Source organism: Mobiluncus sp., from assembly GCF_985070215.1.
Map to the genome: position 1 here is coordinate 26,653 of NZ_CFKZQR010000005.1, position 25,529 is coordinate 52,181.

A 25,529-nucleotide genomic window follows, 5' to 3' on the forward strand; every position below is an offset into this window, starting at 1 on the left:
CTCGCTTACTCCAATTCTAACTGTGTCGTATCGGCGTAAAGGCCATTGACTTCTTGATAGCGTTCCATAATAAAAGGTTGCGATTGCGCGGTATATGAGGAGGTCAACCGGGGCGACCAGACGGGTGGACGAGTCCCTCCGTTGAGAACCCAAGCGGCCTGGCGTGCGGCGCCATCGGCCACGTATTCCCCAGTCTCCGGTATTGTGACCTTTACCCCTAAGACAGACGGGGCAATACGCCTCACTGCCTCAGACTTTGCCCCACCGCCAATTAGGGAAACTGCGTTGACTTCCACGCCTAATCTCTTGAAGATTTCGAGGCCGTATCCCACTAGGCACAGCATCCCTTCCACTGCCGATCGAGCAATATTTGACGCGGTCAAGTTATCTCCTCGAATGCCCAAGAGAGAGCCGGTAGCTAACGGCGCATTCGGAGTACGTTCGCCGGTGAGATAAGGAACCATCACCAAACCTTCAGACCCTGGAGGTGCGCTCAGTGCAAATTCAGAAAACCTCTCATAATTGACGCCTAAGGCCGCCGCCGTAGTATCAAGCACTCGAGACGCGTTGAGCGTGCACACCAACGGAAGGTAATTGCCGGTTGCATCAGCGAAACCAGTAACTTCACCGATTTCATCACAGGTGGGTTTTTTCGAGACTAAGGAGACGACACCTGAGGTACCCAGAGAAATGATGACATGACCAGGTTTCTGGTCAAGACCAAGAGCAGCTCCGGCGTTGTCCCCAGCTCCGGGACCAACAAGCATTTCATGGCCTAGCACACTGAACTCCCCGACAGGAGTATGGGGACCGAGAACTTTCGGAAGAACCAAGTCTGCGCCGGATTTGCCTGCAGCTAACTCCAAAATGTCAGGTAAGTAGACATTTTCCACCGGGTCAAAGTAGCCGGTGCCCGATGCATCTGACCTATCAGTCACCAAATCCGTGATTTTGTTCCTCTTGGTGATTTTCCAGGTCAGGTAGTCATGAGGAAGGGCGATAGCACGAGTTCGGGAGAGATTTTCCGGTTCGTTCACCGCGAGATGACGCAACTTACTGACGGTTAGCGATGAAACCGGTACTGAACCCGTCTTTGCCACCCAGGCTTTCCGTCCTGCAGTATCATCCCCCCGCCCTAACTCTGTGATTAAGTCCTTGGCGTCAGCTCCCGCGCTGGTATCATTCCAGAGCACAGCATCACGAACGACTTCACCGTTTTCATCCAAAGTAACCAGACCATGCTGCTGACCCGCTACTGAAATAGCGCAGATATCTTCTAAGCCTCCAGCCTGCTGTACCGCTTCGTCGAAGGCCCGCACCCAAACCGCAGGATTGACTGTGGTCCCGGTACGATGAAAAGCCATTCCAGAACGCACCAGTACACCGGTGTCAGCGTCACGAATCATGATTTTGCATGACTGTGTCGAGGAATCTACTCCTGCTACCAACCGGTTACTCACGTTCCACCTCATCGTGTCACTAGACTCTGAGCATCGCCGCCCAGAGCTGCCTTTGTTGCACTATGCACGTTAGCACCTTCTGGCAAATCCTGTCAAGCGTCTTTTATAACTTTTTCTAAACACGAGATTTACCCAATTTTTCCCTGAGTTTAGGGTTGATTCCCTGAAAAGGTTTTGGTTTCACTCACAAACAGTGTGAAAAAACCCTCCCTCGCCAGGATGTTAAGTTGCTTTTAGCAACTAACACTCTTTGAATCTGAGTGGAGAAAGACTAATTTGGGATATGATTGTCCCAGATGACAAGGGAGTCAACTTGAGTAGAGCAGCCAAATCGAAACAAACGTCCTTGCAGTCCTCGGATCACGAAGTCCCCGGAATGCGGGCGGAATCCTTGCGTAATCACAATCTGCAACTGCTGGCCAATCGCATCGTTACCGGCTCTGAAGTCATGTCTCGAGCCGACCTTGCAAATGAGACAGGGCTCAACCGCTCAACTGTAACCAGGCTCATAGAACGTCTCATCGACTTCGGCATCATCAAAGAAGGCTCTACCCGAATCGGACCTTCCGGCCGACCTTCCATTATGTTGACTCCCGCCAGACGTACTCACGGGAGCATTGGAGCCGAAGTTGGTCAAGATTACATCTGTGCCTGCGTGATGGATTTGCGCGGAAACATCATTGCCGAACAATTTGACCAAGTTGACGTGCCCGCCTACTCACCTCAGAGCACACTTGGAAAACTTGCATCTATGGTGAACGAGTTAACTACCCAGATACAACGCTCTGGTTTGTCTCTGTGCGGGATTACCTGTGGATTCTCGGGAATTATTTCATCCTCAACCAGTAACTTGCACATGTCGCCTCATTTGGGGTGGAGAAACATTGATTTGGAGAACAACTTCCGCTCGAAGCTCAATACCCAGGTACCGGTTGACTACCAGAATACAGCAAATCTTTCTGCGTTAGCCGAGAGTATAGCTCGGCAAAAAACAGGGCAGGAGCTCAGTGATTTTATTTTTATTTCTCAAAATAGCGCAATCGGTTCTGCTCTGGTACTCGATGGAAAAGTTTCTTCGGGGTTGCATGGATGGGCCGGTGAAATTGCACATATCGCAGTCAGCGATGAAGATCGGCCCTGCGATTGTGGAGCAGTAGGTTGTTTAGACGCGTATATAGACAAAGAGAATCTTCTGGACCGAGCCGGCTTACCAGCAAATTCACCGTGGGAACAACTATTTGCGAGCTTACACAAGGGCAATTCCCAAGCGACCGAAGCGGTAAGGCTTTGTGGGATATATCTGGGACGCGCTCTATCCACCTATATCAACCTGGTTGATGTCACCACCATTGTCCTGGGCGGAGTGTTGAAAAAATTACTTCCCTATTACGAAGACGCACTTCGCGATGAACTTACCCGTCGCGCATTGTGCTCTAAGTGGATGGAAATCAACTTACAAGAATCAATTGTTAAGGAAGGTTCTTCTCTGCAGGGTGCGGCTTGGAATTCCTTGCTGCACTTCCTCAGTGCCCCAGAATCTTGGCAATGTCCTACCGATATTGCCTTGTCTTATTTCCCGGTTGATGAAACACCGACAACTTTCATCGACTGAGGCAAAATTACGATCGAAATCGAGTATTCGTTTCTCCTCGTGATTCTCATCTGCATAAAAAGGAGGGGAACCCGGGCGGGCTCCCCTCCGTAAGACAGACGCGGTTTACTTCATCTTGGTCCCGACCGAACCCAGACGCTCGCAAGCCTCGACAACGCGCGCGGCCATCCCGGCTTCTGCCGCCTTGCCCCAAGCACGCGGGTCGTACTGCTTCTTAATGCCGACTTCGCCGTCAACCTTCAGCACGCCCTCGTAGTTCTTCATCATGAAGTCCACGACCGGACGAGTGAACGCATACTGGGTATCGGTGTCAACGTTCATCTTGATGACGCCATTGGCTACCGCGGTGGCGATTTCCTCGGCAGAGGAGCCTGAGCCGCCGTGCATCACCAGGTCGAACGGGCGGTTGCCGGCATTGAAGTGCGCGCCGACTTCCTCCTGAATGGTGCCCAAGAGTTCGGGACGCAGCTTGACGTGGCCCGGCTTGTACACACCGTGGACGTTGCCGAAGGTCAAAGCGGTCAGGTACTGGCCGTTTTCGCCCAAGCCCAGCGCTTCGACAGTCTTAATGCCGTCCTCGGTGGTGGTGTAGAGCTTTTCGTTGATTTCCCCGACAACGCCGTCTTCTTCGCCGCCGACGACGCCGATTTCCACCTCGAGGATGGTCTTGGCCGCGGCCGCCTTGGGCAACAGGCGCTTGGCAACTTCGAGGTTCTTTGCCAGAGGAATGGAAGAACCGTCAAACATATGGGATTGATAGAACGGTAAACGGCCGGCCTTCACTTCCTCGATTTCCAGGTCGATGAGCGCTTCAGTCCAGGAGGCCAGCTTGTCCTCGGTGCAGTGGTCGGTGTGAATAGCCACGTTAACCGGGTAATTCTGAGCAACTTCACGAACATAAGCCGCCATAGCCAGCGAACCCGCCACGCGATCCTTAATCGTTGAGCCAGACCAGTATTCCGCACCGCCCACGGACACCTGAATGATGCCGTCAGATTCGGCTTCGGCGAAACCACGCAGGGCAGCGGTCAGCGTCTGCGAGGAAGTCACATTGATAGCCGGGTAGGCGAACTTGTTTTCCTTGGCGCGCTTCAGCATTTCCTTATAAACTTCGGGGGTTGCAAGAGCCACAATTATCTCCTTTTATATAGCGTCGGTTTGTCTGATGACGTGTTCCATTCTTTCACTTTTGCTCGCAGTTTTCGCGTCTTTCGCGGATTTCCCAGCCTGGTTTTACCGAAGAAAAGCTGGAGGGCAAAAGTCAATTGGCCCTAGCACAAGGGAGGTTGCGGCGGCGCGGCCGGACAGGCGGGTTGGTTCTAAGGAACGTTATGCCAGTCCCAAGTCCGCTAGACCCAGCGCCGCAAAATAAGGATAGCCGGCAGCTTCGATTTTTTCTTTCGCCCCGGTGGCGCGGTCGACCACTACCGCCACAGCGACGATTTCAGCGCCCGCATCCTTCAAGGCTTGGGCAGCTTGAAGGGGCGAACCGCCGGTGGTCGAGGTGTCCTCCAGGACGACGACACGCTTACCCGCCACTTCCGGGCCTTCAATCTGGCGTTTCATGCCGTGGTCTTTCGCTTCTTTACGCACCACGAAAGCATCGAGGCTCAAGCCTCGGGCCGCCGCTGCGTGCAGCATCGCCGTGGCGACCGGGTCAGCGCCCATCGTCAACCCGCCCACCGCGTCGATTTCCGAAACGGGGAACCCATTTTCTTCCAGCAAATCCAGCATGACATGGCCAATCAGCGGGGCGGCCTCGTGGTGCAAGGTAGCGCGGCGCATATCGACATAAAAGTCCGATTCTTTGCCCGATGCCAGAGTAACTTTCCCGTGGACCACGGAAAGGGTTTTCACAAGTTCAGCGAGTTTTGTCAGCTGCGGATCATTCTTTTTCACGCTTTAAGCATAAAGTGTAAAGCGTGGATGAGAGCAATAAACCGGTGGATAGTCCTGCAGACCCGGCAGAGTTAGCGCCTGGAACGGTGGGGGTGGGTCCCTGGCCGACTGATCAGCCTCTGCCGGTCGGTCCCCAATATGACCCGGAGTTGCTGCGGGACGGCGACGCGCGCAATGTGCCGGACCACTACCGGTATTGGAAGCAGGAGGCCATCAGGGAAGATTTGGACCGATTGTTACAGTCTGGACCGGGGGAACCCACGCTGGAAATCGCGATTGAGAACGTGGGTCACGATTTCAATACCGGATCCATCATCCGCACCGCGAACGGCCTGGGAGTGCGCCACGTCCACATCGTGGGCAGGCGGCGGTTTAACCGGCGCGGAGCAATGGTTACGGACCGCTACCTGCACCTGCACTACCACCCGGCGGTACGGGATCTAGTGGCGTACGCCGCCCAGCAGGAACTCACGTTAGTGGGGATGGATAATTTCCCCGGCGCCGAACCGCTAGAAACCGTCGTGCTGCCTCCGCGCACCCTGATGGTTTTCGGCGAGGAATCACAGGGCCTGACCCCTGCCATGCAAAACGTTTTGGAACGATTAGTACAGATTACGCAGTATGGTTCGACCCGGTCACTAAACGTGGGCCACGCGGCCGCCATCAGTATCTGGGCTTGGCGGCGCACCTATCCGCCACGTCCCGCCAGCCCCGCAGACTCGTAGTTCGCCAGGATGCACCCCGAAAATCCCGCACCTCACTGTTGCGCCAAGAGAGCAAGCTCGCGAATCTGGGCGTTGAGGTCGGGCCACAGCGCCTTGTGAACCGGACCAAACTTTTGCGCACCCAGGAACGCGCCCGCCGTCCCGGCCACGCGGTCCACCCAGATGAACGACCCCGACTGCCCGAAGTGGCCGATGACCTCCGGGGGGAAAGACACCGGCAAATAGTGTGGCGACTTCACGCCGTGCAACTCCACCCCGGTCGCCCAGAGATTGTCCTTCTGCGGTCCGTATCCCGGCAGCAGTCCACGCAGTCCGGGATGCTGCGGAGCGCAAAACCCATCAAGGTCACGCTCGGTAAAGCCGAGAACTCCCGCTTCGGGGCTTAACAGTTCCCCTGCTAGGCGTGCCAGGTCGCTCACCGGGCCCACCGCACCCCACGCCGGAGAGCGTGATAAAACTGTACCGTTCATTCCAAGAGGTTCCAAGACCGTTTCTCGCACCCAGTCCGCCCACGGTTTGCCCACGGCCTTTTCCGCTATCTCCCCGGCCAATTCGAAGTTGTAGTTCGAGTAGATTCGCTTGGTAAACGGCGCAATTGCGCGCGCATCGGGACGAGCAATCCCGAACTCTACCCCCAGGCGAGGTTGGCCAGGCGCGGCCATCGGTGCATCAAAAGGCAGACCGGAACAGTGCGAGAGCAAGTCCACCAGCTTCACTTCCGCAGCCGCCGGGGAGCCGACCAAGGTGTGTAAAGACAGCGCGGGCGCGGCCAGGGATTGACGCCAAAATGCCACTGCGACCAAGAACTTGGTGACCGACATCCAGGGAAAAGGCCGGTTGAGGTCCGCCGGGTCGGAAGCAGCTGTCCACACGTAGACATTCCCGCTGGATTGACGCGACAAAACCGCTAAGGCATAAGGAAAGTTAAAACCCCGGCGTGCCGGCAGGTGCGCCACCTCGAGAGACCCGAATGCTACACTCATCAGTTTTTGACCGACCGATACAAATTAATGAATCCAGCCGGACTCCCGGTAGTGCAACAGCAGTTCCTCCTGATACTCAGGCAGGAACACCGAGAGGAAATAACGCGACAGTTCCTCCGCCGCGTCGAATTCCCTGTCATAAAGCCAATGAATCATGATGCCGTTATAAACGGCGGCGTGAATTTCCGCTAAATGAGTCGGATCTTCTGTGGCGGCGACTTTGCCGTCCTGCTGTAGGCGAGACCAAACCCGCTTTAAAACGCTAAGCAAACGTTCAGAGCGGCGCATGTAATGATCATGGGCGGGATGAATCTCAGACGAGGCTTCCACCATCATCATGCATTCCACTTCGATAATCATGGGATTTTCGTTCAGGCGTGAGGTGACCTCTAACAAGGTGTCCAAAACCGGCAACGCGTCTAACTTTTCAAGGTTATCCAGGTCAAAACCAACCTGCGTTTCGTAGCGCTGCACCACGCTCATTAAGAGAGCCTCTTTGGAGGGAAAGTGGTAGATGACCCCGGGATGCGAAATGCCTACGTGACGGGCGACGTCACGCAGAGACATACCGTGATAGCCGACCTCAGCGAGTAAATCAACAGCCGCGTCCAGGATTGCTTCACGCCTTGCTAGGCCCGATTGATAGGGGCCGCGCTCCCGTTTTTCCGCAACCATAACCTCTCCCGCTGGTAAACCAACACTTTAAATAGATATTCCCAGTAAAATGCCAGGAAACTCACATCTAATCCTAACTTACCACCCGGTAAACTTCCACGTTTTGAGACGCGGTCTCCAGGTAAAAATTACCTCAAGGCGGCGCAAAATCACATCTGCACCGCCTTGAACAGGTAATTTATCGGATTATTGAGGGTTTTTCACCCGCAGCTCCAGCCGATATTGATCTGACATTGGTCCTGTCAATTCACTCAAATCCCCAGATTTTATTAAATCGGTGGGGCTGAAATCGGGCATATCCACGACCACTGTAGAACCGGGAGCGACATCGCCCGCCAGCAGCTTTTCCGCCAGCTGGTCGCCGATTTCACGCTGTATCAGACGGCGCAGCGGACGCGCTCCGTAAGTCGGGTCGTAGCCGGTTACCGCCAGCCAGGACCGCGCCGCCTCGGTGACCTCGAGGGTCAGCTGCGTTTCCGCCAAGCGCGCCGTCAGCTGGTGAATCTGAATGTCGACAATCTGTTCCAGGTCCTCGGTGGAAAGCGCCTCAAACATGATGGTTTCGTCCAGACGGTTTAAGAACTCCGGCTTGAAAGCGGCACGCACCAAATCCAAGACCTGGCGGCGCGCCTCAGCATGGTCAGCCGCGCGATCCATCAGGAACTGGGACCCCAGATTCGAGGTCAGCACCAGAATCACGTTGCGGAAATCAACCGTGCGACCCTGGCCGTCAGTCAAACGACCATCGTCCAGGACCTGCAGCAAAATGTCGTACACATCCGGGTGTGCCTTTTCGACCTCATCGAGCAGCACCACCCCGTAGGGGCGCCGCCGCACGGCTTCAGTCAGCTGGCCGCCTTCCTCGTAACCGACATAGCCCGGAGGGGCTCCAATCAGGCGTGCGACCGAGTGCTTCTCACCGTATTCACTCATATCAATGCGGGTCAAAGCCTTTTCGTCGTCAAATAGGAAATCGGCCAGAGCTTTAGCCAGCTCAGTCTTGCCCACCCCGGTAGGACCGAGGAACAGGAAAGAACCCGTGGGACGATTCGGATCAGACACGCCGGCACGCGCCCGGCGCACCGCGTTCGCCACCGCCCTCACCGCGGCCTTTTGCCCGATGAGACGCTGTCCCAGGTATTCCTCCATGTGCAGCAGCTTCTCGGATTCACCCCGCAGCAGCTTGCCGACCGGAATCCCCGTCCAAGCCGCAACCACTTCCGCGATTTCGGCAGCATCGACTTTCTCGGCAATCATGGGACCTTCCTCAGCTCCATTGATGCCCGCAGAACCCAGTTTTGTACTGTCCGTTACAGAATCTGGGGAATCTACGGAGGCTTGCCCCGCCGAACCCTCGCTCGACGAGTCACCTTCCGCGGCCGCAATCTGGGCTTTAATCGCTGGAATTTCGCCATTTTGCAGGCGGCCTGCGTCCTCCCAACGCCCCTCGCGCATGGCTTGTTCCAAAGCCGTATTCAGTTCGTCCAACTTCACACGCAGTTCACCGACCCGGTTGTGACCGGCCTTTTCGGCTTCCCACCGCAGATTCAGCCGGTCCAGATGAGCCTGCTTTTCATCCAAGCTGGCCTGCAGTTGCGCCACCCGCCCCGCGGTCGCCGGATCGGAGCGATCCGGGTCGGAGGCGTTCAAATAAGACAGCTCCATATTGACCCGCTCGACTTCGCGGCGCAGGGAATCGATTTCCTCCGGGGAAGAATCCAGTTCCATCCGCAGCCGAGAAGCCGCCTCGTCAATCAAGTCGATAGCCTTATCTGGCAGCTGACGCCCGGAAATATAGCGATTAGAAAGCTGCGCGGCCGCCACCAATGCCCCGTCCGCGATAGTCACCTTGTGATGGGCTTCATATTTCGGGGCAATGCCGCGCAAAATCGCGACGGTGTCCTCCACGCTGGGCTCCCCCACGAACACGGTTTGGAACCGGCGTTCCAAAGCCGGATCCTTTTCGATGTGTTCGCGGTATTCGTCCAAAGTCGTGGCCCCCACCAGGCGCAACTCACCGCGCGCCAACATGGGTTTCAGCATATTCGAGGCATCCATCGAACCTCCGCTGGCTCCCGCCCCGACCACGGTGTGAAGCTCGTCAATGAAGGTCACCACTTCGCCCTCGGCGTTCTTAATTTCTTCCAGTACCGCCTTAAGGCGTTCCTCAAACTGGCCACGGTATTGCGCCCCCGCCACCATCGCAGCCAAATCGAGGGCAATGAGGTGCTTGTGCTTTAAGGAATCCGGCACGTCTCCCGCCACGATACGCTGCGCTAAGCCTTCCACCACAGCGGTTTTACCCACGCCGGGTTCCCCGATGAGCACCGGGTTGTTCTTGGTGCGCCGGCTGAGTACCTGGATAACGCGCCGGATTTCGGCATCGCGCCCAATGACCGGGTCGAGTTTGCCGTCCATAGCCCGCTGGGTCAGGTCGTCGCCGTATTTTTCCAGCGCCTTAAACGTGGCTTCGGGGTTCGGGGAGGTCACTTTGGCGTCTCCGCGAACCTTTTTAATGACTTGGCGCAGTTTTTTGTCGCTCGCTCCCGCATCGCGCAGAATCTTGCCAGCTTTGCCTTCGTTGTCCGCCAACCCCAACAGCAGGTGTTCGGTGGAAACGTAATCATCGCCCCGCTCTTGGGCTTTCGTGCCAGCCGCACTGATGACATTTAACATAGCCTGGGAAGGCTGCGGTTCCGCCACTGATTCGCCGGTCGCTCCCGGCAAAGACGCAAGTTCACGGCGCACTTCCCGGCCGATTGCGTCGGCATCGGCCACACTGCTGAGGACCTCGAAAGCAATCCCCTCACGGTCCTCCAGTAACGCAGACAACAGGTGTATCGGTTCCAGCATGGCGTTGCCAGCCGCCCCCGCGGTACGCAGTGCCGTCGCCAGAGCCTCCTGAGACTTGGTCGTAAATTTTTGGTCCATAGATATCATTCCCTTTCGCCATTCGGCACTTATATAAACAGCATTTGCGGGCGGCGCATTCCGCGATAGAAAAGTAAAATCTGGGTTTTCACTCTCTGCGTAATTTGGTCAATTCCCTTCCGCGCTCCGGTGAAGTCTGATAGAAAAGAATTACCAATTTCAGTTTTTAAACAAGAAGGAGTTCTCATGGGTTTTGAAGATTTGACTGGCAAGGCTAAGGATTTGGGTGACAAAGCCAAGGACGCCGCTAAAGATTTGGGCGATAAGGCCAAAGACGCGGTGGACGCCGCCAAGGACGCGGTGACTTCCGAGGAAAAGACCGACAAGGTTTTGGACGACATTGCCGGCGCTGCCAATAAGGCTACCGGCGGCAAGTTCGCGGACAAGATTGACGCTGCCCGCAATGCTGCTGACGACAAGTTGGGCGGCAAGTAAGGCCTCGAATGTTGGCTTCGTAATCCCTGATTAAGAGGATTATTCCGGGGGACGCTGGGGATACCGGCGCCCCCGCGGTTTTTAACCGAAAGTGCGGGATAACCAAGCAAAGCCATTCACTCCCACACCCCTATTGACCCCACACCACCAGGGCACCCGACTGGGAGGACATTTCCAGAGGGAAACCGAGTGATTGGGTTTTTTCGGGACGCTGCCCGCGGTTCAGTTTGGTGACTTCACCGCTGGAAGAGGCGGCAAAGACCCGGTTCTGCCGGTTGGCCGCCAGAGCGAGCGCCGCGTTTTCCGCTTCGAGTTCATCCACGCGCCGTTGCAGAGCCATGATGCGCCGAACCCCCTCCAGGTTCACACCCTCCCCTTGAGACAAAGTTTGCACCTGGTGCAGCCGAGCCAAGTCCCGCAGCGAGTAGCGCCGCCCGCCCCCGCCGGTGCGTCCCGGAACCACCAGACCCATCCGGTCATATTGACGCAGGGTCTGCGGGTGGATACTCATCAGTTCGGCTGCCTGAGACACCCGGAATCGGGGTTTAACCCAAACTTGCTGAGCCTCCACCTCGCTGAGCCCCCCAGCGCCTCGAGCCCCACCGAATTCTTTGGTCAGAATCGTCTCGACCAGCCGCCGATTGTTGGAATACAGCAGCGACAGGGCCGCGTTCATCTCATCGATTAGGCTCATGACACCTCCTAAAGCGCGACCTTCCGATCCAACTCGGCACGCGGATCAGCGCTGCGAGTCGCCGCCGCGAAATCATCGACGGCTTTCTTGGCAGCTCGCGAGAGCTTTTGCGGCACAGCGACCTGCACCGTCAAGCGCAGATTCCCCCGCCCCTTCTTAGTGTGCAGGCCGTATCCGGGAATGCGGATTTCCTCACCAGATTGTGTACCGCTAGGTACATTAACTTTCACGGTCGTGCCATCTGGCAGCGGCACTTCAATGAGCGCCCCATTGACGGCCTCCGCAAAGGTAATCGGCAGGGTAAACAGCAAATCCTTGCCGTCCAACTGCAGGAAAGGATGCGGGGAAACATTGCAGGTCACCACCAGGTTGCCCGGTTCGCCGCCGTTAACGCCCGGCTTGCCCTTACCTTTCAGACGAATCTTTTGCCCGTCCCGAACCCCCGGAGGAATCCGCACACTAATTACCTCACCGTGCAGCTTGAGGCGAATGGTGGCGCCGTTATAAGCCTGTTTAAAGGTCAGCTTCGTGGAAGCCGTGAGGTCGGCACCGTCTTGCGCACGGAAGGCGAACTTACGTGCCCCCGCATTGGGCGCCCCGGCACCATAACTAGGCTCAGCCGCGGGCCGGGCTCCTCCCGGATAACCGGAAAAACCCTGCCCAAAACCGGTGTAGGACGCACCCGGACCCGCTCCGTCAGCGCTATCCGCGTAGCGGGTGAACGTGTTGAGAATATCGCTCAAATCCGGTCCGGTTTTGCCGTAAGTGGTACTGCCCCCGCCGTAGCCGCCAGAAAACATCGCCGAAAACACGTCCTCGAAATCGGAGGCGGAACCGTGACGGGAACCCCCGGCCCGAAATCGGGGACCGCCAGAGGCCATGGCCCGCAAGGCATCGTACTTCTGACGCTGTTCAGGATCGGAGAGAACCGAGTATGCCTCACCGATTTCTTTGAATTTTTCCTCGGCAGCTTTATCGCCGGGATTCTGGTCTGGGTGATATTGACGCGCGAGCTTGCGATAGGCCTTTTTCAGGTCTTTATCCGTCACGCCCTTCGATACTCCCAGGACCGCGTAATAGTCCTTATCAATCCAATCATTGGTGCCCATCGCTTACCCCCTTTCCATTTTCTTGGTTCACGATTCACGCCTCAGAAGGTTGGTCGGGAGAGGAGTTTTTCTCAACTCCCACCACCACCATGGCAGCGCGCAGGACCCGTTCGCCCATCAGGTAGCCCGGCTGCGCCACCGCGTCGATGACGTGTTCCCCATCGTCATCTGAACCCGGTGCCATTTGAATGGCCTGGTGCAGATTTGGATCGAAGGTGTCCCCGACCGCCCCGTAGCGCTTGACTTTAAACCGGGTCTGTAACGCGGATTCCAATTTCGTCGCCACCGCGCCAAACGGACCTTCCAGATCCCCGTGCTGGCGAGCCAAATCGATGTCGTCCAACACGCCCATCAGGGCATCGACCACCGAGGCAACCCCGGCTTCCTGCTGCTGGGGAATCTCCGCCTTGGTGCGTTTGGCGTAGTTGCTGTACTCCTGCTGGAGGTTATACAAATCCGCCCGCGCCCGCGCCAAATCGTCCTTGACCTGATCCAGCTCCTGATTCAGAGCCGCGATGCGGTCCTCTTGCGCCTGAGCCAGCTCGCTGGTCAGTTCATCCGCTTCGCCCGAGGCGGGTTTGTCGCCCGCCTGAGCCGCCCCCCCGGCCTCGTGACCAGCAGAGTCACCGGGGGAAGCGTGGCTTGGCGCGGAATAGTCCGCCGCGGATTTCGCCTTCTTGCCTTTCTTGGAGCCCGACTTGGCTTTGGCCTCAGTCTCCGCAGACTTCTGTGCCTCACTGGCCTTTTCGGCTTCGTGAGCAGCGGCTTTATCGAAGTCCTTTTGAGCTTCGGCATACGCCTTGCGGGCTTCTTGACTGAGTTTGTCTTCGCTCACTTGTTACCGCCCTCATCGTCTTCATCGATGACTTCAGCATCAATCACTTCGTCATCATCGTTGGAGGCGGTGTTGGTTTCGGCAGAAGCACCGTCTGCCGGCGCCGACTCGTTTTCCTGCGCGTGGGCGTAGAGAGCCTGACCAATGGCCTGGGCCTTTTCCTCCAGTTCGCTCATCGCTGTCTTGATAGCCTCGATGTCCTCACCTTCGTTAGCCTTCTTAAGGTGTTCCAAAGATTCCTTCACCGGAGCCACCACGTCTTCAGGCAGCTTTTCAGCGTTGTCCTTCAGCAGTTTCTCAATGCGGTAAACGGCCTGTTCAGCGCCGTTACGCACCTCGGCTTCGTCGCGGCGCTGCTTATCTTCGGCAGCGTGAGCTTCGGCTTCCTTAATCATGCGGTCGATTTCGTCCTTCGGTAGGGACGATCCGCCGGTGATGGTCATGGACTGCTCCTGACCGGTGCCGCGGTCCTTTGCCGAGACGTGAACGATACCGTTGGCGTCAATGTCGAAGGTAACCTCGATTTGCGGCAACCCGCGCGGCGCCGGAGCAATGCCGGTCAGTTCAAAAGTTCCCAGCGGCTTGTTGTCGCGGGCGAACTGACGTTCCCCTTGGTAGACCTGAATCAGCACGGAAGGCTGATTGTCCTCAGCGGTCGAAAAGACCTCGGAGTGCTTGGTCGGAATGGCGGTGTTGCGCTCAATCAGCGGAGTCATAATGCCGCCCTTGGTTTCGATACCCAAGCTCAAGGGGGTCACGTCAATGAGCAGAACGTCCTTGCGGTCGCCTTCAATCACGCCCGCCTGGAGAGCTGCCCCCACCGCCACGACCTCATCGGGGTTCACACCCTTATTCGGCTCGCGGCCGCCGGTCAGCTCCTTGACCAGCTCGGTTACGGCGGGCATCCGGGTGGAGCCACCGACCATCACCACGTGGTCGATTTCGCTGAGCTTGATGCCGGCGTCCTTGACGACCGCGTTGAACGGGTTTTTGCAGCGATTGAGCAGGTCCTCGGTCATTTCCTCGAACTTGGCTCGCGTGAGCTTTTCGTCCAGGTGAATCGGGCCGTTTTCGCTCATGGACAGGTACTGCAGGTTGATGTTCGTGCTCATCGCGCTGGACAGTTCCTTCTTGGCCTGTTCGGCGGCGTCACGCAGACGCTGCAACGCGATTTTGTCCTTGGACAAATCCACGCCGTCCTTGGTCTTAACCTGGTCAACCAGCCAATCTACGACGCGCTGGTCCCAGTCGTCACCGCCCAGCTTGTTATCGCCGTTGGTGGCGCGCACCTGAATGGTGGAAAACCCATCATCGTCCTTGCCGACTTCCAGCAAGGACACGTCGAAGGTGCCGCCACCCAGGTCGAATACCAGGATCAGCTCGTCCTCCCGGCCCTTTTCCAGGCCGTAGGCCAGCGCCGCCGCGGTCGGTTCGTTGATGATACGCAGCACCTTCAGCCCCGCAATCTGACCAGCTTCCTGAGTCGCGGTACGCTGCGAGTCGTTGAAGTATGCCGGAACGGTAATGACCGCGGATTCCACGCTTTCACCCAGGTAGGCTTCGGCATCCTGCTTTAGCTTGCTGAGGATACGAGCCGAAATCTCCTGCGGAGTGTATTCCTTGTCGTCGATGGCGACCTTCCAGTCGGTGCCCATATGGCGCTTCACCGAAGAAATGGTGCGGTCCACGTTCGTGACTGCCTGGCGCTTGGCGACTTCGCCCACCAGGACTTCGCCCGTCTTTGAGAACGCCACCACGGAAGGCGTGGTGCGCATCCCCTCCGCGTTGGCGATAATCGTGGGTTCACCACCTTCCAAAACTGCCAGAGCCGAGTTTGTGGTTCCCAAGTCGATGCCTACTGCTTTTGCCATTGTGTTTCTCCCCTTTTTCTTTGTGTGTGTTCGTATTCTTTACATTTCAAACCCAAGAACTAGGAATCTTGAGTTCTAACGACTCAATTTTAGCTCAGGTGATTTTCCTTGTCTACCTAAGACTGCAAAACTTGAGTCTATCTAACTCAACTTCTGAAAGAGCGGTTTTATTCCCGGAACACAATAAGGGACTGCGCGATCCAAATTTGAGATTAAATCGGGGTTGCTGGTCTATATGGCCACCTACCACGATTTAATCGCGAATTAGCAACACCCCACTCGCAACACGGCCGGCAGAAAGCGCCACCCAACCCAGAAAAGGCAAGGCGCCCGGAAAAAATCCCGGACGCCTTGCCCCGAAAGGAGAACATCATGAAGAAAAAAGAATGTTTTCCAAACCCCGCAAACTAGGCAGCAAAGCCCTGGTTAGCCACCGTGCGGGAGCTGAGAATCCCCACGATTCCCGAAGCGGGAACATTAAAGGAAGGACGACCGACCAGCCTGTTTACCGCTTCAGCGAGCGTGCCAGATTTAAAGGCTCGGGCCTCGCCATCCGCCCGATTCACGTTGCTGGGAGCGACAACCTTGGGGAAAACGGGGACATTATCGTAGGCACTGCGACCAGCTGTGGAAGCCACAGCTACCGCAAACATCTGAGGTGTCTGCAGCTTGTCTGTACCGCTGAGTTGCTCGCTCATTTTCATCCCATCCTTGGATTGTCATCGTCTCTGACCCCAGTGACGCCGTCGCCGGCGACCTTGGTGACAACCGTAACTATCGGCCGGTTTTGGACTTCATTAGGTTCTTTACGGATTTCTTTGCCTAAACGGGTCTTGGGTAGGTCCACAGTGTCCACAACGGGCGACTTTGTCATGACAAAAGACCGCATGGGAGCGGTCCACCACCTCGCCATCGCGGAGACAAAAATTCCTCAAATCTCGCCAAATTCCCGCCAGAAAACCAACTGGAAGGCTTGAAACAGGTAAACTTTGAGGGTGGCTGAAAAGGAAAAATCCTCGGGAACATTGGTCATCGGCTTGGGCCGTTTCGGATCCGCGGTCGCGATGACGCTGAATTCTTTGGATCGCGAAATTCTGGCAGTCGAAAGCGACCCGGCTCAAGTCGAGCGTTTTTCCCCACTCTTTCCCGTGGTGGAAGCGGACGCGACCCGCCTGGACGCTATGGAACAGTTGGGTGCCAAAGATTTTTCGTCCACCGTAGTGGGGGTTGGCGCTCTGGAAGCCTCGGTGCTGATTACGGCCAACCTGGTCGATTTGGGGATGGAACAAATCTGGGCCAAAGCCATCAGCCGAGAACAGGGCAAAATCCTGCGCCGTATTGGCGCCCACCACGTCATTTACCCCGAATTTGACGCCGGAAGGCGTACCGCGCACCTGGTTGATGGCAGGATGCTGGACTACGTAGAGATGGATCGGGAAGGCTTCTCGATTGTTAAGATGCGCCCGCCGGCAGAAATCCAGGGATTTACCCTGTTGGAATCCGATGTGCGCCGCCGCTACGGGGTCAATATCCTCGGCGTTATCTCACCAGGACAACACTTTGAATATGCCGGCCCGGACACGGTAGTGGCAGCCAATGACCTGATTATCGTGTCAGGGGACGGAGAACTGCTCGAAGATTTCGCGAATCGCCCCTGAAGGGAACTTTAGAGGTTCAGCCAATAGGTCGAACCCGGCACCACCCGATACATGACCGCGGTGAGGCGCACCCCCGAACATGATTGCGCCAGCTCCCCCAGCTCACTCGCCTCGATGTCCACACCCACATCGGCACAGTCCAAAACCGCCGTGAACCCGAAAAACACCACGTCATAATCCTGTCGAACCCGCTCCCAATCGACCCCCAGGAACACCGCGTCTTTGCCGCTCAAGCGTTGGAACTCCTGGCGCACCTCCAGGTTAGTGAACTCCAGCGGGTAGCGTCTGACCAGTTCACGCCAGTTTTCTAGGGTGTTTACTTGATAGACCCGGTCAAAGTTGAGGGGCGGAATCTGATCAAAGTGGAACGGAATCTCGCGCGCCTGTTCCGAACTGGCCGCCCACACCGGGTCGAACAGGTCACGCGTACAGGCAAACTGGAGCAGCGGCGCTTGTGGGAAGTGCAAGCCGGAAGTCGGATCGGGAATCGGGGGAACCGGACCGATGAAACTCGTCACGTAAGGAAAAGTGTGGGGATTCGTCCCCCCGTGAGGTGCCCCGTAACGCGGCAGCTGCCCGGGAACCCGCTGCACCGCGCTGGAATCGGAAGGCTGGCGCAGTGTCACGGCATCCAAAGAATCAAACCGCAAATGATGCGCTAGGGGGTGAAAACGCTGTTTGAGGTACTTTAACAGGGGAAACTCCAGCCACTGCTGCGCCAGGTTATCCGCATCATTTCGGCCGCTCGGCCCGATGACTCGGTCCGCGATTCGCGGGTGCATATCCTCGCAAAATGTGTAGTCACACACGGCTGCGGAGAGCCGTTCGACCAGCAGCGGCAGCTTTTGCTCTGACAGACCCTGAGCATTTTCCTGATTGAGCTCATCAAACCGGGTTTTAAACGCGTCAATGGCCTTGTCAGCACCGGGAATATCGCGCACATCAGTACCGTTTTGCAACGCCTTAAGGGCGTGCTTTTCATTGCGAGCCCGCGCCCGAATATAGGAGTCCAGCAGTTTGCGATGCAGAGGGTCGTCGGCCATCCCCAAACAAAACGATTCCAGGGTCGAACCCGCGAAAATTTCCCGATACAGATTGGGGAAAGCCACCAGCACCACCCAGTACCGACGCCACGCCCCCGGCTTCGCCTCCAGATTGGGGAAGGCCCAATTCGTTACCGCCATTTCGTTGAACTCCCGCTATGACCTATCCGATATTGGGGGCTTCTTCGGGGAAACGTATCACCCGGCGGCGGTTTCGCATGGCGAGGGCGGCACCGAAAGTCATGGAACCCACCCTGCCGGTAAACATCAGCAGGGAGAGCAAAAATTTTCCTGAATCCGGTAAAGAACCGGTGATGCCGGTAGACAGACCGACGGTCCCGAATGCACTGTTGACTTCAAAAAGGGCTTCTGACAACGGCAAGTCCGTCAACAGCAGCAGTCCGGCGGTGGACAAACCTATGACCAGAGAACTCATGGCGACAACCGCCACCGCTAGACGCACCGTCGAAGGACCGATACGCCTCCCGAATGCCTCGATGTCACGATTGCCGCGCACTTCTGCCACAATCGCCAGAACCATGACCGCGAAAGTCGTAACCTTGATGCCTCCGGCAGTGGAAGCCGAACCGCCTCCGATAAACATCATGATGGAGGAAACGAACCAGGATGCCTCGTGCATAGAACCCACATCAACCGTGGAAACCCCTAATGACCTGGTATTAAACGCCCCCAGTAGAACTGCCAGTAGCTTGCCCGGCAAGTCCAAAGCCCCCAGAGTCCGCGGATTATCCCACTCGATAGCCCCGGTGATGCCGCCGCCGACCACGGCCAGCGCCAGGTAGGTGGTGATGGTCAGTTTCGAGTGCAAACTCAAGTGCTTCGGCCGCCGCCAGTTGCGGGCTAAGTCCAAGGAAACCGGGAAACCGATGGCTCCGATGAAAACTCCCAGACACATCGGGCCGATGATGCCGAAGTCGCTAACGAACTGTTCCACTCCGCCCGGCACTATGACGAAACCTGCGTTGTTGAACACACTGACCGCCATGAACACCGCATACCAGGCCGACATGCCGACACCGTAGTCTTGCCGGATGAACTCGGGGAAAAGCATCAGGGCAATGACCGATTCGACCGAAACCGACACCAAAAGCGCCATTTTCCCCAACGAACCGACCTCCCCAAGGGAGGATTTCTTTTCCCCCGCAGCCAGGAGGCGGGCGGTCAGGCCGATGTGGCGCGAAACAGCCAGGGACAGCATAGAGGCCAGGGTCATGACCCCGAGCCCCCCAATTTCTACGCCGAGCAAGATGACCACCAGACCGAACGGCGACCAGTAGGTATCGGTAGGCACCACCGTCAAACCGGTCACGCACACTGCTGAAGTACTGGTGAACAGCGCGTCAACGAAGCGGGCGCGACCCGGATCGCGGGTGGAAATCGGCAGGCACAGGATGGCGGTGTGAACGACGATGATGGAAAGGAACACCGCCAGAGTCAGGCGAGCGGGGGCGCGGCGGGCTAGTTCATCAAACCACTTCCCGCTTTTCTCGCGCAGGTTCGCAAAAAACTTCAAGGTCGCCCGTTCCTTTTTCCCGACAGAGATGTTCCGGCTGTTTTTCTGGCGGAGCTTTCACCGCTCCGGTGGAATCCTGGCGGAAACCACGTGAGGAAAACTCGGTTACAACGTTACCCTCTGGCAGGCTAAAACCGGAATACTAGCCCCTCAAAAAGGAGGAATTTCGGCGAAATTCGGGGTTTTAGAGAAAATTGAGAGCTGAGAACTAACACTTTTATGCAAATTACCGCTATATTTCTGTATGTAACGCGTGTTAAGTGTGAGACTAAAGTGGCTCCAGTAGCGCGTCTAGGCAAATTTAGGATGACGGGAATGACTCAGAACCAGGCACCACGGTTCCTCACCGTAGCGGAAGTCGCGGATTTGTTGAGGGTCTCAAAGATGACTGTTTATCGTATGGTTCATGCTGGCGACCTTCCCGCCGTTCGTGTCAAGCGTTCGTTTCGAGTGCCTTTGAAAGCTGTCGAAGAGCTTTCCGCGTCAAACCTGGACAACTGGATGGTTGGCAACGACGACGAAGCCGTCGCGCAATAGTTTGTGACGTTGCCACGGGCGAAGTTCTTTCATTTTGGCTAGGTTGTCTGAAAAAGGTAAACTTGTGTGGTTATTTGCTGCATGTTAGGCGGCAGCAGTTATTTTAGGAGGTCGGCGTGGGTTCCGTTATTAAGAAGCGTCGCAAGCGGATGGCGAAAAAGAAGCACCGCAAGTTGCTTCGTAAGACGCGTCATCAGCGTCGCAACAAGAAGTAGACGTCGGCGGGCTCGGGTTGTATCCGGGCCCGCGCACGTTTTTCTGGGCGTCTGAACAACACTTCAGTAAGATTGATTCGTGGCGAAAATCGCAGCTTTCTTTGATGTCGATGGCACCTTGATTCGCGGTGCCTCGACCTGGTATCTGGCGCGGGACTTGTATTCCCGCGGCTACTTCGGGCTGGATTTTTTTGTTTTTGCGGCTCACCAAGCCTTGCTTTATGTCATTTTCGGGGAAAACATCCACCGCGTGGAGCAGGTGAAGAAACGGTCCCTGCAGATTATCGAAGGCAAACTGGAATCGGATCTGGTGCTGGTCGGCGAGGAACTCTACGACCGGTTCCTGCAGGAACGGCTCTTTCCGGGAGCTTTGGACATTATCCAAAAGCACCTCGATGCCGGTCACGATGTCTGGCTGGTTTCCGCCACTCCGCGAGAAATCGCCCAATCTATGGCGCACCGCTTGGGCTTGACCGGGGCTCTAGGCACGGTGGTGGAAGTCGATGAGTGGGGACGCTACACCGGAAAGATGCCGCAGTCTTTGATGCACGGCACGATGAAAGCCAAAGCGGTGTTGGAACTGTCTTGGGAACACGACTACGACCTGAAACAGTGCTATGCCTATTCCGATTCCATGTCCGACGAAAAGCTCCTTAACCTGGTCGGACACCCCCGCGTGGTCAATCCCGAACCGAAGTTACGCCGGATCGCCAAACGTCGACACTGGCCGGTTTATGATTTCGCGCACCGCCGCTTGGATATTGCTATCAAGGTGCGCAGCCGCTACCTGCCCGCCATCATGGTAGGTTTCCTGTGGACTGTGCGGGTTCTCTGGAGATACGTAATTCGCCGGATTTTACGCACCCTGGGACGGGTATGGCATTTCCTGTTTCCCCGGCGCCGCTAACGGCCTAAAATCTGATAATCGCTGACCGTCAACCCTGAAAAGTGAGGAATCATGGCTCTGACCACCGTCCACCTGATGCGCCACGGCGAAGTCGATAATCCCGAAGGGGTGCTATACGAACGGCTTGACGGCTTTGGGCTGACCGAACGAGGACGGGAAATGACGGCCCTGACGGCTCGCTGGCTAGCCACGGAAAACCGCGATATTGCCATGATTATGTCCTCCCCTCTGCAGCGCGCCCAGGAAAGCGCCGCCCCCGCGGCCGAAATTTTCCAGCTGCCCATTTTCACCGATTCACGCCTGACCGAGGCGGGCAATAAGCTACGTGGGCAAAAGATTCACCGTTCCCCGCTGACCTTGGCCAGCCCGCGATACTGGCCGCTCTATGTGGCACCCTGGCTGCCGTCCTGGGGGGAACACTACCGAGCCATCGCCCAGCGGATGTTTCGCGCGGTCGCTCACGCCAGAGCCTTGACTCCCCCCGGCCGGGAATCGCTGGTGGTTTCCCACCAACTGCCGATTTGGACCCTGCGGCGTTTCGTGGAGGGAAAGTCCTTAGTGCACGACCCGCGGAAACGCGAGTGCGCCTTGGCCTCCGTGACCTCGTTTTATTTCGATAACGCCACCTTGATTGGCTTGGATTACACCTCACCAGCGGAATCACTGGTAGCTCAGTCTCAGGACGTGACGCCGGGCAGTTCCAGTGCCGCGGTCAATACCGGTCGCTGATTCGCGAGATTGCTCGATTTCTGACGCGCGGGTCGACGGGCCGCACCGCTCACGCCTGCATTAAACTGGCTGTGATACAGCTGGTAGTAAGCGCCGCGTTGAGCAAGCAATTGTTCATGATTGCCAGATTCCACCAAGCGGCCCTCGTCAATGACCAGAATAATGTCCGCGCCGCGAATCGTGGAGAGCCGATGCGCAATGGTGAAGGTCGTTTTCCCATGCCCCAGCCGCGACATTGCCTTGGCCAGCTGCAGTTCAGTGCGGGTATCAACCGCGGAGGTCGCTTCGTCCAGAATGAGGATAGACCGGTCGGCGTAAAAGGCTCGCGCTATGGTGAGGAGCTGCTTTTCCCCGGCTGACAGCGCCGTGGAATCGTTGTCAATCAACGTGTCGTATCCGGCGGGCAAGGCTTTCACCAGGGAGTCCAGTCCGGATTGAGTCGCTGCCAGTTCCACCGCGGCTGGGTCCGGCGCGAGTTCACCAAAAGCAATGTTGGCGCGAATCGTGTCGTCTATGAGCCAGGGGTCTTGCGCCACCATGCCGATTTCGGCCCGCAGCCGTTCAATAGGAATCCGGCGGATATCGAGGCCGCCCATAGTGATGGTGCCGCTATCAGGGTCAACGTAGCGTTCCAACAGATTCACCAGGGTGGTTTTGCCCGCTCCGGTGGGGCCCACGATGGCAATGGATTGGCCCTTTTCTAAGGTCAGGTTCAGGTCTCGGATAACGGGTTTGCCAGGCACATAAGAGAACGTCACGTTGTCGAACACGATGCGACCGTCCTGTAGCGCCGCGCCGCAGTCGGCTGTTCCCTCGTCCTGGTCAGAAGCGGGGTTGGGTCCGCAGATGAGTCGGGCCGCCCGGTCGGTTTCGATTTCGGAATCGGTTTCGTCAATGAATCCAAACAGGCGCTCGGCGCTGGCCAGCGCGCTTTGCATCAGGTTCAAAATCTGCATGACTGCGGCCAGCGGCATAGAAAAGTTGCGTGAGTATTGGATAAACGCCTGGACTCCCCCGATGGTCATCATGCCGGATAGCACGAACCAGGCACCGATTACCGCCACCAAAACGAAGGATAGATTAGACACCAAAATCAGCATCGGTTGCATCAGCATGGAGATGAACTGCGCTTTGAAACTGGCTTGGGTGAACGTCTCATTTTCCCTCGCGAAACGTTGGGAATAGGTCGGTGTCAAACCGTGCAAAGTGAGGATTTGTTGACCGGAGAAGGATTCTTCGACCAAGGTCGAGACCACCCCGGTTTGGTCCCATTGCTGTTTAAAGTAGGGCTGGGACTTTTTCATGATAAACCCGGCTCCCGCCCCGACGACCGGCAAAATCAGCAAGGTCAGCAACGCCAGCCACGGGGAGATCACGAACATCATTACCGTGACCGCCACAATGGAAATGAGCGAGTCCAGGGCTCGCCCCAGAACCTGTTGCAGGGTCTGGGTGATGTTATCGACATCATTAGTGGTGCGAGACACCAGGTCGCCCGTGTCTTGTGACTCCAGGTACGACACCGACAGTCGGTTGACCTTATCGCTGGCGACGTTTCGCAGCCGATATCCCAAACGCTGCACCACCAGCCGGTTAATCCGCTGCCCCAGGTAGCCCAGGACTGCGGCGACGATACTGAGGCCCAATGCCACCACGAGGTTTTGTACCAGACGGTCCACTTTTCCGGCCAGAATATTATCAGTGGCGAAACCGAGAATCGCAGGAACCAAGCTCATCGAGACGGTTCCCACCAGAATCATAAAGAATTCCAGCCCGATTAATCCCAGGAATGGCTTGAGCTCAACGAACAGCCGCTTCCAAGCCGCGCGGGCATTGCGAGGCTTATCGTGCGGGTTGGGCGCCCCGTGCGGGCCACGCCGGGCAGAGTTCCTCTGATTTGGAGGCATTATTGCACCTCCTCCAAGGACAGCTGGGACTCCACGATTTCTTGGTAGGCTTCACAGTCAGCCAGCAGCTGCTCATGGGTCCCCAGACCCACCATCCGGCCCTCATCGAGCACTATAATCTGATCCGCGTGGCGCACCGAAGCGATACGCTGCGCCACAAAAATCAGGCTGACCGGCCCCTCCAAACTGTTGAGCTCCCCGCGCAGCTTCGCCTCGGTAGCAAAATCCAAAGCCGAAAACGGGTCATCGAGAAACACCAGCGCCGAGCCTCGGAACAGGGCTCGTGCCACCGAAAGCCGCTGACGCTGCCCGCCGGAAAAATTCTTGCCCCCAGCACTGACCTCGGCGTCCAGGCCGTCATCCAAAGCGGACACAAAGTCCCCGGCTTGTGCCTGACGCAGCGCCGCCCAAACCTTCTCACGTACCTCATCCGTGATTTGCGATGCCTCCATCCCGGAAACGGTGGAAGCAATAGTGCCTGAGAACAGGTAGCTGTTTTGGGGAACGTAAGCGATGTGGCGATGCCACTGGTCAAGGTCGAGGTCCCGTAAGTCCACTCCGTTGACCGTAATCTGTCCCGCGGTGGGGTCCAAAGAGCGCATCATCAGGCGCAAAAGAGAGGTTTTGCCGCTACCGGTGGAGCCGATGATGGCGGTGCTCTGGCCCGGTTCGATACAGAAGTTCAGGTCCTGCAGCAACGGCCGGCTGGCTCCCGCGAAACCCACCGAAACTCCCTTGAAACTCAAAGTCAACGGCTCTGCGGGGAAAGCCACAGGAGCGCGGGGCGAGCTGATTTCGGGCGAGGTTGAGATGACTTCAGACAAACGTTTGGCACACACCTCAGCACGAGGCACCATCACAAACATGAACGAAGCCATCATGACCGCCCCGAGCAGCTGCATCAGGTAGGTCAGAAAAGCGACAATATCCCCGATTTCCAGCTGACCCGAGAAATAGCGGCCCGCCCCAAACCAGATGACCCCAATCGAGGAGAGCATGACGATGAGCTGCACTGCGGGAATCATCAGCGCAAACAGGTTACCCAGACGCAAAGCGACATCACGCAAATCCCGGTTAGCGGTATCAAAACGCTCGTTCATGAACTGTTTGCGGCCAAAAGCCCGCACGATACGAACCCCGGAGAGCGCCCCGCGGATACGCGCCGCCACCGCATCGATACGTTCCTGCTGAACTTTGAACAAAGGCGACATGAAGTGCATCAAGATGCCCACCACGACCAGCAGCACCGGCACCGCCACCAGGAATAGCAAGGACAGCGGGGCATCCAGGGACACCGCCATGATGACCGCACCCACGCCCATTATGGGGGCTTGAATCATGATGATGAGAGTCATCAGAATCACGCTTTGCACCTGGTTGATGTCGTTGGTAGCACGGGTAATGAGCGAGGCGGAGCCAAAGTGGTGCATTTGGGACGAGCTGAAAGTCAACACTTGGTCATAGACCTTTTGGCGCACATCGCGACCAATCCACATGGCAATCCGACCGCTGAAATAGGCCGAGACGACCATGCCAAGGGTCTGAATGATGGTCGCGACCAGCATGATGCCGCCGAGTTTCCAGATTAGGGCGAGGTTTTGGCCGACGATTCCATCGTTGATGATGTCTGCGTTCAGAGTCGGCAGCCACAGGCTGGCTAAACATTGCACGACCTGGGCAATAATCACAATCACCAGGAAGGCCCAACGCCGCGGCATGTGCTCTCGCCACAGCTTTAACAGCATCAGGACCTCCGGGATTAGTTAAATA

The 25,529-nt window shown here is 56.9% G+C and carries 24 protein-coding genes; 8 read left to right on the forward strand and 16 right to left on the reverse strand.

All coding sequences use genetic code 11. The features are described 5' to 3' along the window. Positions 1-5: 5 nt before the first annotated feature. The gene (locus AC5LBQ_RS01860; protein WP_491680320.1) at positions 6-1,460 is read right to left on the reverse strand and encodes a xylulokinase; all 1,455 of its coding nucleotides are present in this window, start codon (positions 1,458-1,460) and stop codon (positions 6-8) included. A 313-nt stretch (positions 1,461-1,773) separates the two neighbouring features. Here AC5LBQ_RS01860 and AC5LBQ_RS01865 point away from each other — a divergent pair, with 313 nt between their 5' ends. After that, on the forward strand, positions 1,774-3,072 hold the full coding sequence (locus AC5LBQ_RS01865) for an ROK family protein (RefSeq protein WP_491680319.1): 1,299 nt from the start codon (positions 1,774-1,776) through the stop codon (positions 3,070-3,072). 105 nt (positions 3,073-3,177) lie between these two features. Here AC5LBQ_RS01865 and fbaA read toward each other — a convergent pair whose 3' ends face one another. Next, on the reverse strand, positions 3,178-4,203 hold the full coding sequence (gene fbaA, locus AC5LBQ_RS01870; RefSeq protein ID WP_282922292.1) for a class II fructose-bisphosphate aldolase: 1,026 nt from the start codon (positions 4,201-4,203) through the stop codon (positions 3,178-3,180). Positions 4,204-4,401: 198 nt separating this feature from the next. Beyond that, positions 4,402-4,971, reverse strand: a complete 570-nt coding sequence (gene pyrE, locus AC5LBQ_RS01875) for an orotate phosphoribosyltransferase (RefSeq protein ID WP_295026191.1) — start codon at positions 4,969-4,971, stop codon at positions 4,402-4,404. 23 nt (positions 4,972-4,994) lie between these two features. Between pyrE and AC5LBQ_RS01880 the strand changes: the two genes are divergently transcribed. Further along, positions 4,995-5,696, forward strand: a complete 702-nt coding sequence (locus AC5LBQ_RS01880) for a TrmH family RNA methyltransferase (RefSeq protein WP_295026193.1) — start codon at positions 4,995-4,997, stop codon at positions 5,694-5,696. Positions 5,697-5,728: 32 nt separating this feature from the next. Here the strand turns inward: AC5LBQ_RS01880 and AC5LBQ_RS01885 are convergent, their stop codons facing one another. The 3 genes from AC5LBQ_RS01885 to AC5LBQ_RS01895 all read right to left on the reverse strand — a co-directional run bounded on the left by AC5LBQ_RS01885 (position 5,729) and on the right by AC5LBQ_RS01895 (position 10,285). Continuing rightward, complete coding sequence (locus AC5LBQ_RS01885; protein ID WP_493264463.1) at positions 5,729-6,679, reverse strand: serine hydrolase domain-containing protein; 951 nt, start codon at positions 6,677-6,679, stop codon at positions 5,729-5,731. A gap of 24 nt (positions 6,680-6,703) precedes the next feature. Beyond that, complete coding sequence (locus tag AC5LBQ_RS01890; RefSeq protein ID WP_493264464.1) at positions 6,704-7,354, reverse strand: TetR/AcrR family transcriptional regulator; 651 nt, start codon at positions 7,352-7,354, stop codon at positions 6,704-6,706. Between the two features lie 186 nt (positions 7,355-7,540). Continuing rightward, complete coding sequence (locus AC5LBQ_RS01895) at positions 7,541-10,285, reverse strand: ATP-dependent Clp protease ATP-binding subunit (protein WP_493264465.1); 2,745 nt, start codon at positions 10,283-10,285, stop codon at positions 7,541-7,543. Between the two features lie 186 nt (positions 10,286-10,471). Between AC5LBQ_RS01895 and AC5LBQ_RS01900 the strand changes: the two genes are divergently transcribed. Then, positions 10,472-10,720 carry an Rv0909 family putative TA system antitoxin gene (locus AC5LBQ_RS01900; RefSeq protein WP_493264466.1) on the forward strand — a complete coding sequence of 83 codons (249 nt, stop codon included), beginning with the start codon at positions 10,472-10,474 and terminating at the stop codon, positions 10,718-10,720. A gap of 130 nt (positions 10,721-10,850) precedes the next feature. On the opposite strand, the gene AC5LBQ_RS01905 is transcribed toward AC5LBQ_RS01900, so the two are convergent. The 6 genes from AC5LBQ_RS01905 to AC5LBQ_RS01930 form a co-directional block, all read right to left on the reverse strand. Continuing rightward, complete coding sequence (locus AC5LBQ_RS01905) at positions 10,851-11,414, reverse strand: heat shock protein transcriptional repressor HspR (RefSeq protein WP_282922299.1); 564 nt, start codon at positions 11,412-11,414, stop codon at positions 10,851-10,853. A gap of 8 nt (positions 11,415-11,422) precedes the next feature. Continuing rightward, a complete protein-coding gene (locus AC5LBQ_RS01910; protein ID WP_295026201.1) occupies positions 11,423-12,523 on the reverse strand; it encodes a DnaJ C-terminal domain-containing protein in 1,101 nt (366 codons plus the stop codon). A 34-nt stretch (positions 12,524-12,557) separates the two neighbouring features. After that, the gene (locus AC5LBQ_RS01915) at positions 12,558-13,358 is read right to left on the reverse strand and encodes a nucleotide exchange factor GrpE (RefSeq protein ID WP_493264467.1); all 801 of its coding nucleotides are present in this window, start codon (positions 13,356-13,358) and stop codon (positions 12,558-12,560) included. Then, positions 13,355-15,229, reverse strand: coding sequence for a molecular chaperone DnaK (gene dnaK / locus AC5LBQ_RS01920; protein WP_493264468.1), 1,875 nt, complete (start codon positions 15,227-15,229; stop codon positions 13,355-13,357). Before dnaK ends, AC5LBQ_RS01915 begins: the two co-directional genes overlap by 4 nt. A gap of 407 nt (positions 15,230-15,636) precedes the next feature. Further along, positions 15,637-15,927 (reverse strand): hypothetical protein, encoded by a 291-nt coding sequence (locus AC5LBQ_RS01925; RefSeq protein WP_295026206.1) that lies wholly within the window; start codon positions 15,925-15,927, stop codon positions 15,637-15,639. Between the two features lie 2 nt (positions 15,928-15,929). Next, positions 15,930-16,103: a hypothetical protein gene (locus AC5LBQ_RS01930; protein WP_493264469.1), complete on the reverse strand. Its 174-nt coding sequence runs from the start codon at positions 16,101-16,103 to the stop codon at positions 15,930-15,932. A 121-nt stretch (positions 16,104-16,224) separates the two neighbouring features. Between AC5LBQ_RS01930 and AC5LBQ_RS01935 the strand changes: the two genes are divergently transcribed. Beyond that, positions 16,225-16,887: a potassium channel family protein gene (locus AC5LBQ_RS01935; RefSeq protein ID WP_491680309.1), complete on the forward strand. Its 663-nt coding sequence runs from the start codon at positions 16,225-16,227 to the stop codon at positions 16,885-16,887. A gap of 8 nt (positions 16,888-16,895) precedes the next feature. Here AC5LBQ_RS01935 and AC5LBQ_RS01940 read toward each other — a convergent pair whose 3' ends face one another. Continuing rightward, positions 16,896-18,071, reverse strand: a complete 1,176-nt coding sequence (locus AC5LBQ_RS01940) for a DNA mismatch repair protein MutL (protein WP_493264470.1) — start codon at positions 18,069-18,071, stop codon at positions 16,896-16,898. Between the two features lie 22 nt (positions 18,072-18,093). Beyond that, on the reverse strand, positions 18,094-19,464 hold the full coding sequence (locus AC5LBQ_RS01945; protein WP_493264471.1) for a TrkH family potassium uptake protein: 1,371 nt from the start codon (positions 19,462-19,464) through the stop codon (positions 18,094-18,096). Between the two features lie 315 nt (positions 19,465-19,779). Between AC5LBQ_RS01945 and AC5LBQ_RS01950 the strand changes: the two genes are divergently transcribed. The 4 genes from AC5LBQ_RS01950 to AC5LBQ_RS01965 all read left to right on the forward strand — a co-directional run bounded on the left by AC5LBQ_RS01950 (position 19,780) and on the right by AC5LBQ_RS01965 (position 21,852). After that, entirely contained in the window at positions 19,780-20,001 is a 222-nt protein-coding gene (locus AC5LBQ_RS01950; protein ID WP_295026212.1) for a helix-turn-helix domain-containing protein, read from the forward strand. A 116-nt stretch (positions 20,002-20,117) separates the two neighbouring features. Then, positions 20,118-20,216: a 30S ribosomal protein bS22 gene (locus AC5LBQ_RS01955; RefSeq protein WP_003792170.1), complete on the forward strand. Its 99-nt coding sequence runs from the start codon at positions 20,118-20,120 to the stop codon at positions 20,214-20,216. 79 nt (positions 20,217-20,295) lie between these two features. Further along, a complete protein-coding gene (locus AC5LBQ_RS01960) occupies positions 20,296-21,123 on the forward strand; it encodes an HAD family hydrolase (RefSeq protein ID WP_282922308.1) in 828 nt (275 codons plus the stop codon). A 51-nt stretch (positions 21,124-21,174) separates the two neighbouring features. Further along, positions 21,175-21,852 (forward strand): histidine phosphatase family protein, encoded by a 678-nt coding sequence (locus AC5LBQ_RS01965; RefSeq protein ID WP_493264472.1) that lies wholly within the window; start codon positions 21,175-21,177, stop codon positions 21,850-21,852. Here AC5LBQ_RS01965 and AC5LBQ_RS01970 read toward each other — a convergent pair. Then, positions 21,801-23,759 carry an ABC transporter ATP-binding protein gene (locus AC5LBQ_RS01970; RefSeq protein ID WP_493264473.1) on the reverse strand — a complete coding sequence of 653 codons (1,959 nt, stop codon included), beginning with the start codon at positions 23,757-23,759 and terminating at the stop codon, positions 21,801-21,803. The genes AC5LBQ_RS01965 and AC5LBQ_RS01970 overlap by 52 nt on opposite strands. Then, positions 23,759-25,504, reverse strand: a complete 1,746-nt coding sequence (locus tag AC5LBQ_RS01975) for an ABC transporter ATP-binding protein (protein ID WP_493264474.1) — start codon at positions 25,502-25,504, stop codon at positions 23,759-23,761. The genes AC5LBQ_RS01970 and AC5LBQ_RS01975 overlap by 1 nt, the downstream gene beginning before the upstream one ends. Positions 25,505-25,529: the final 25 nt, after the last annotated feature.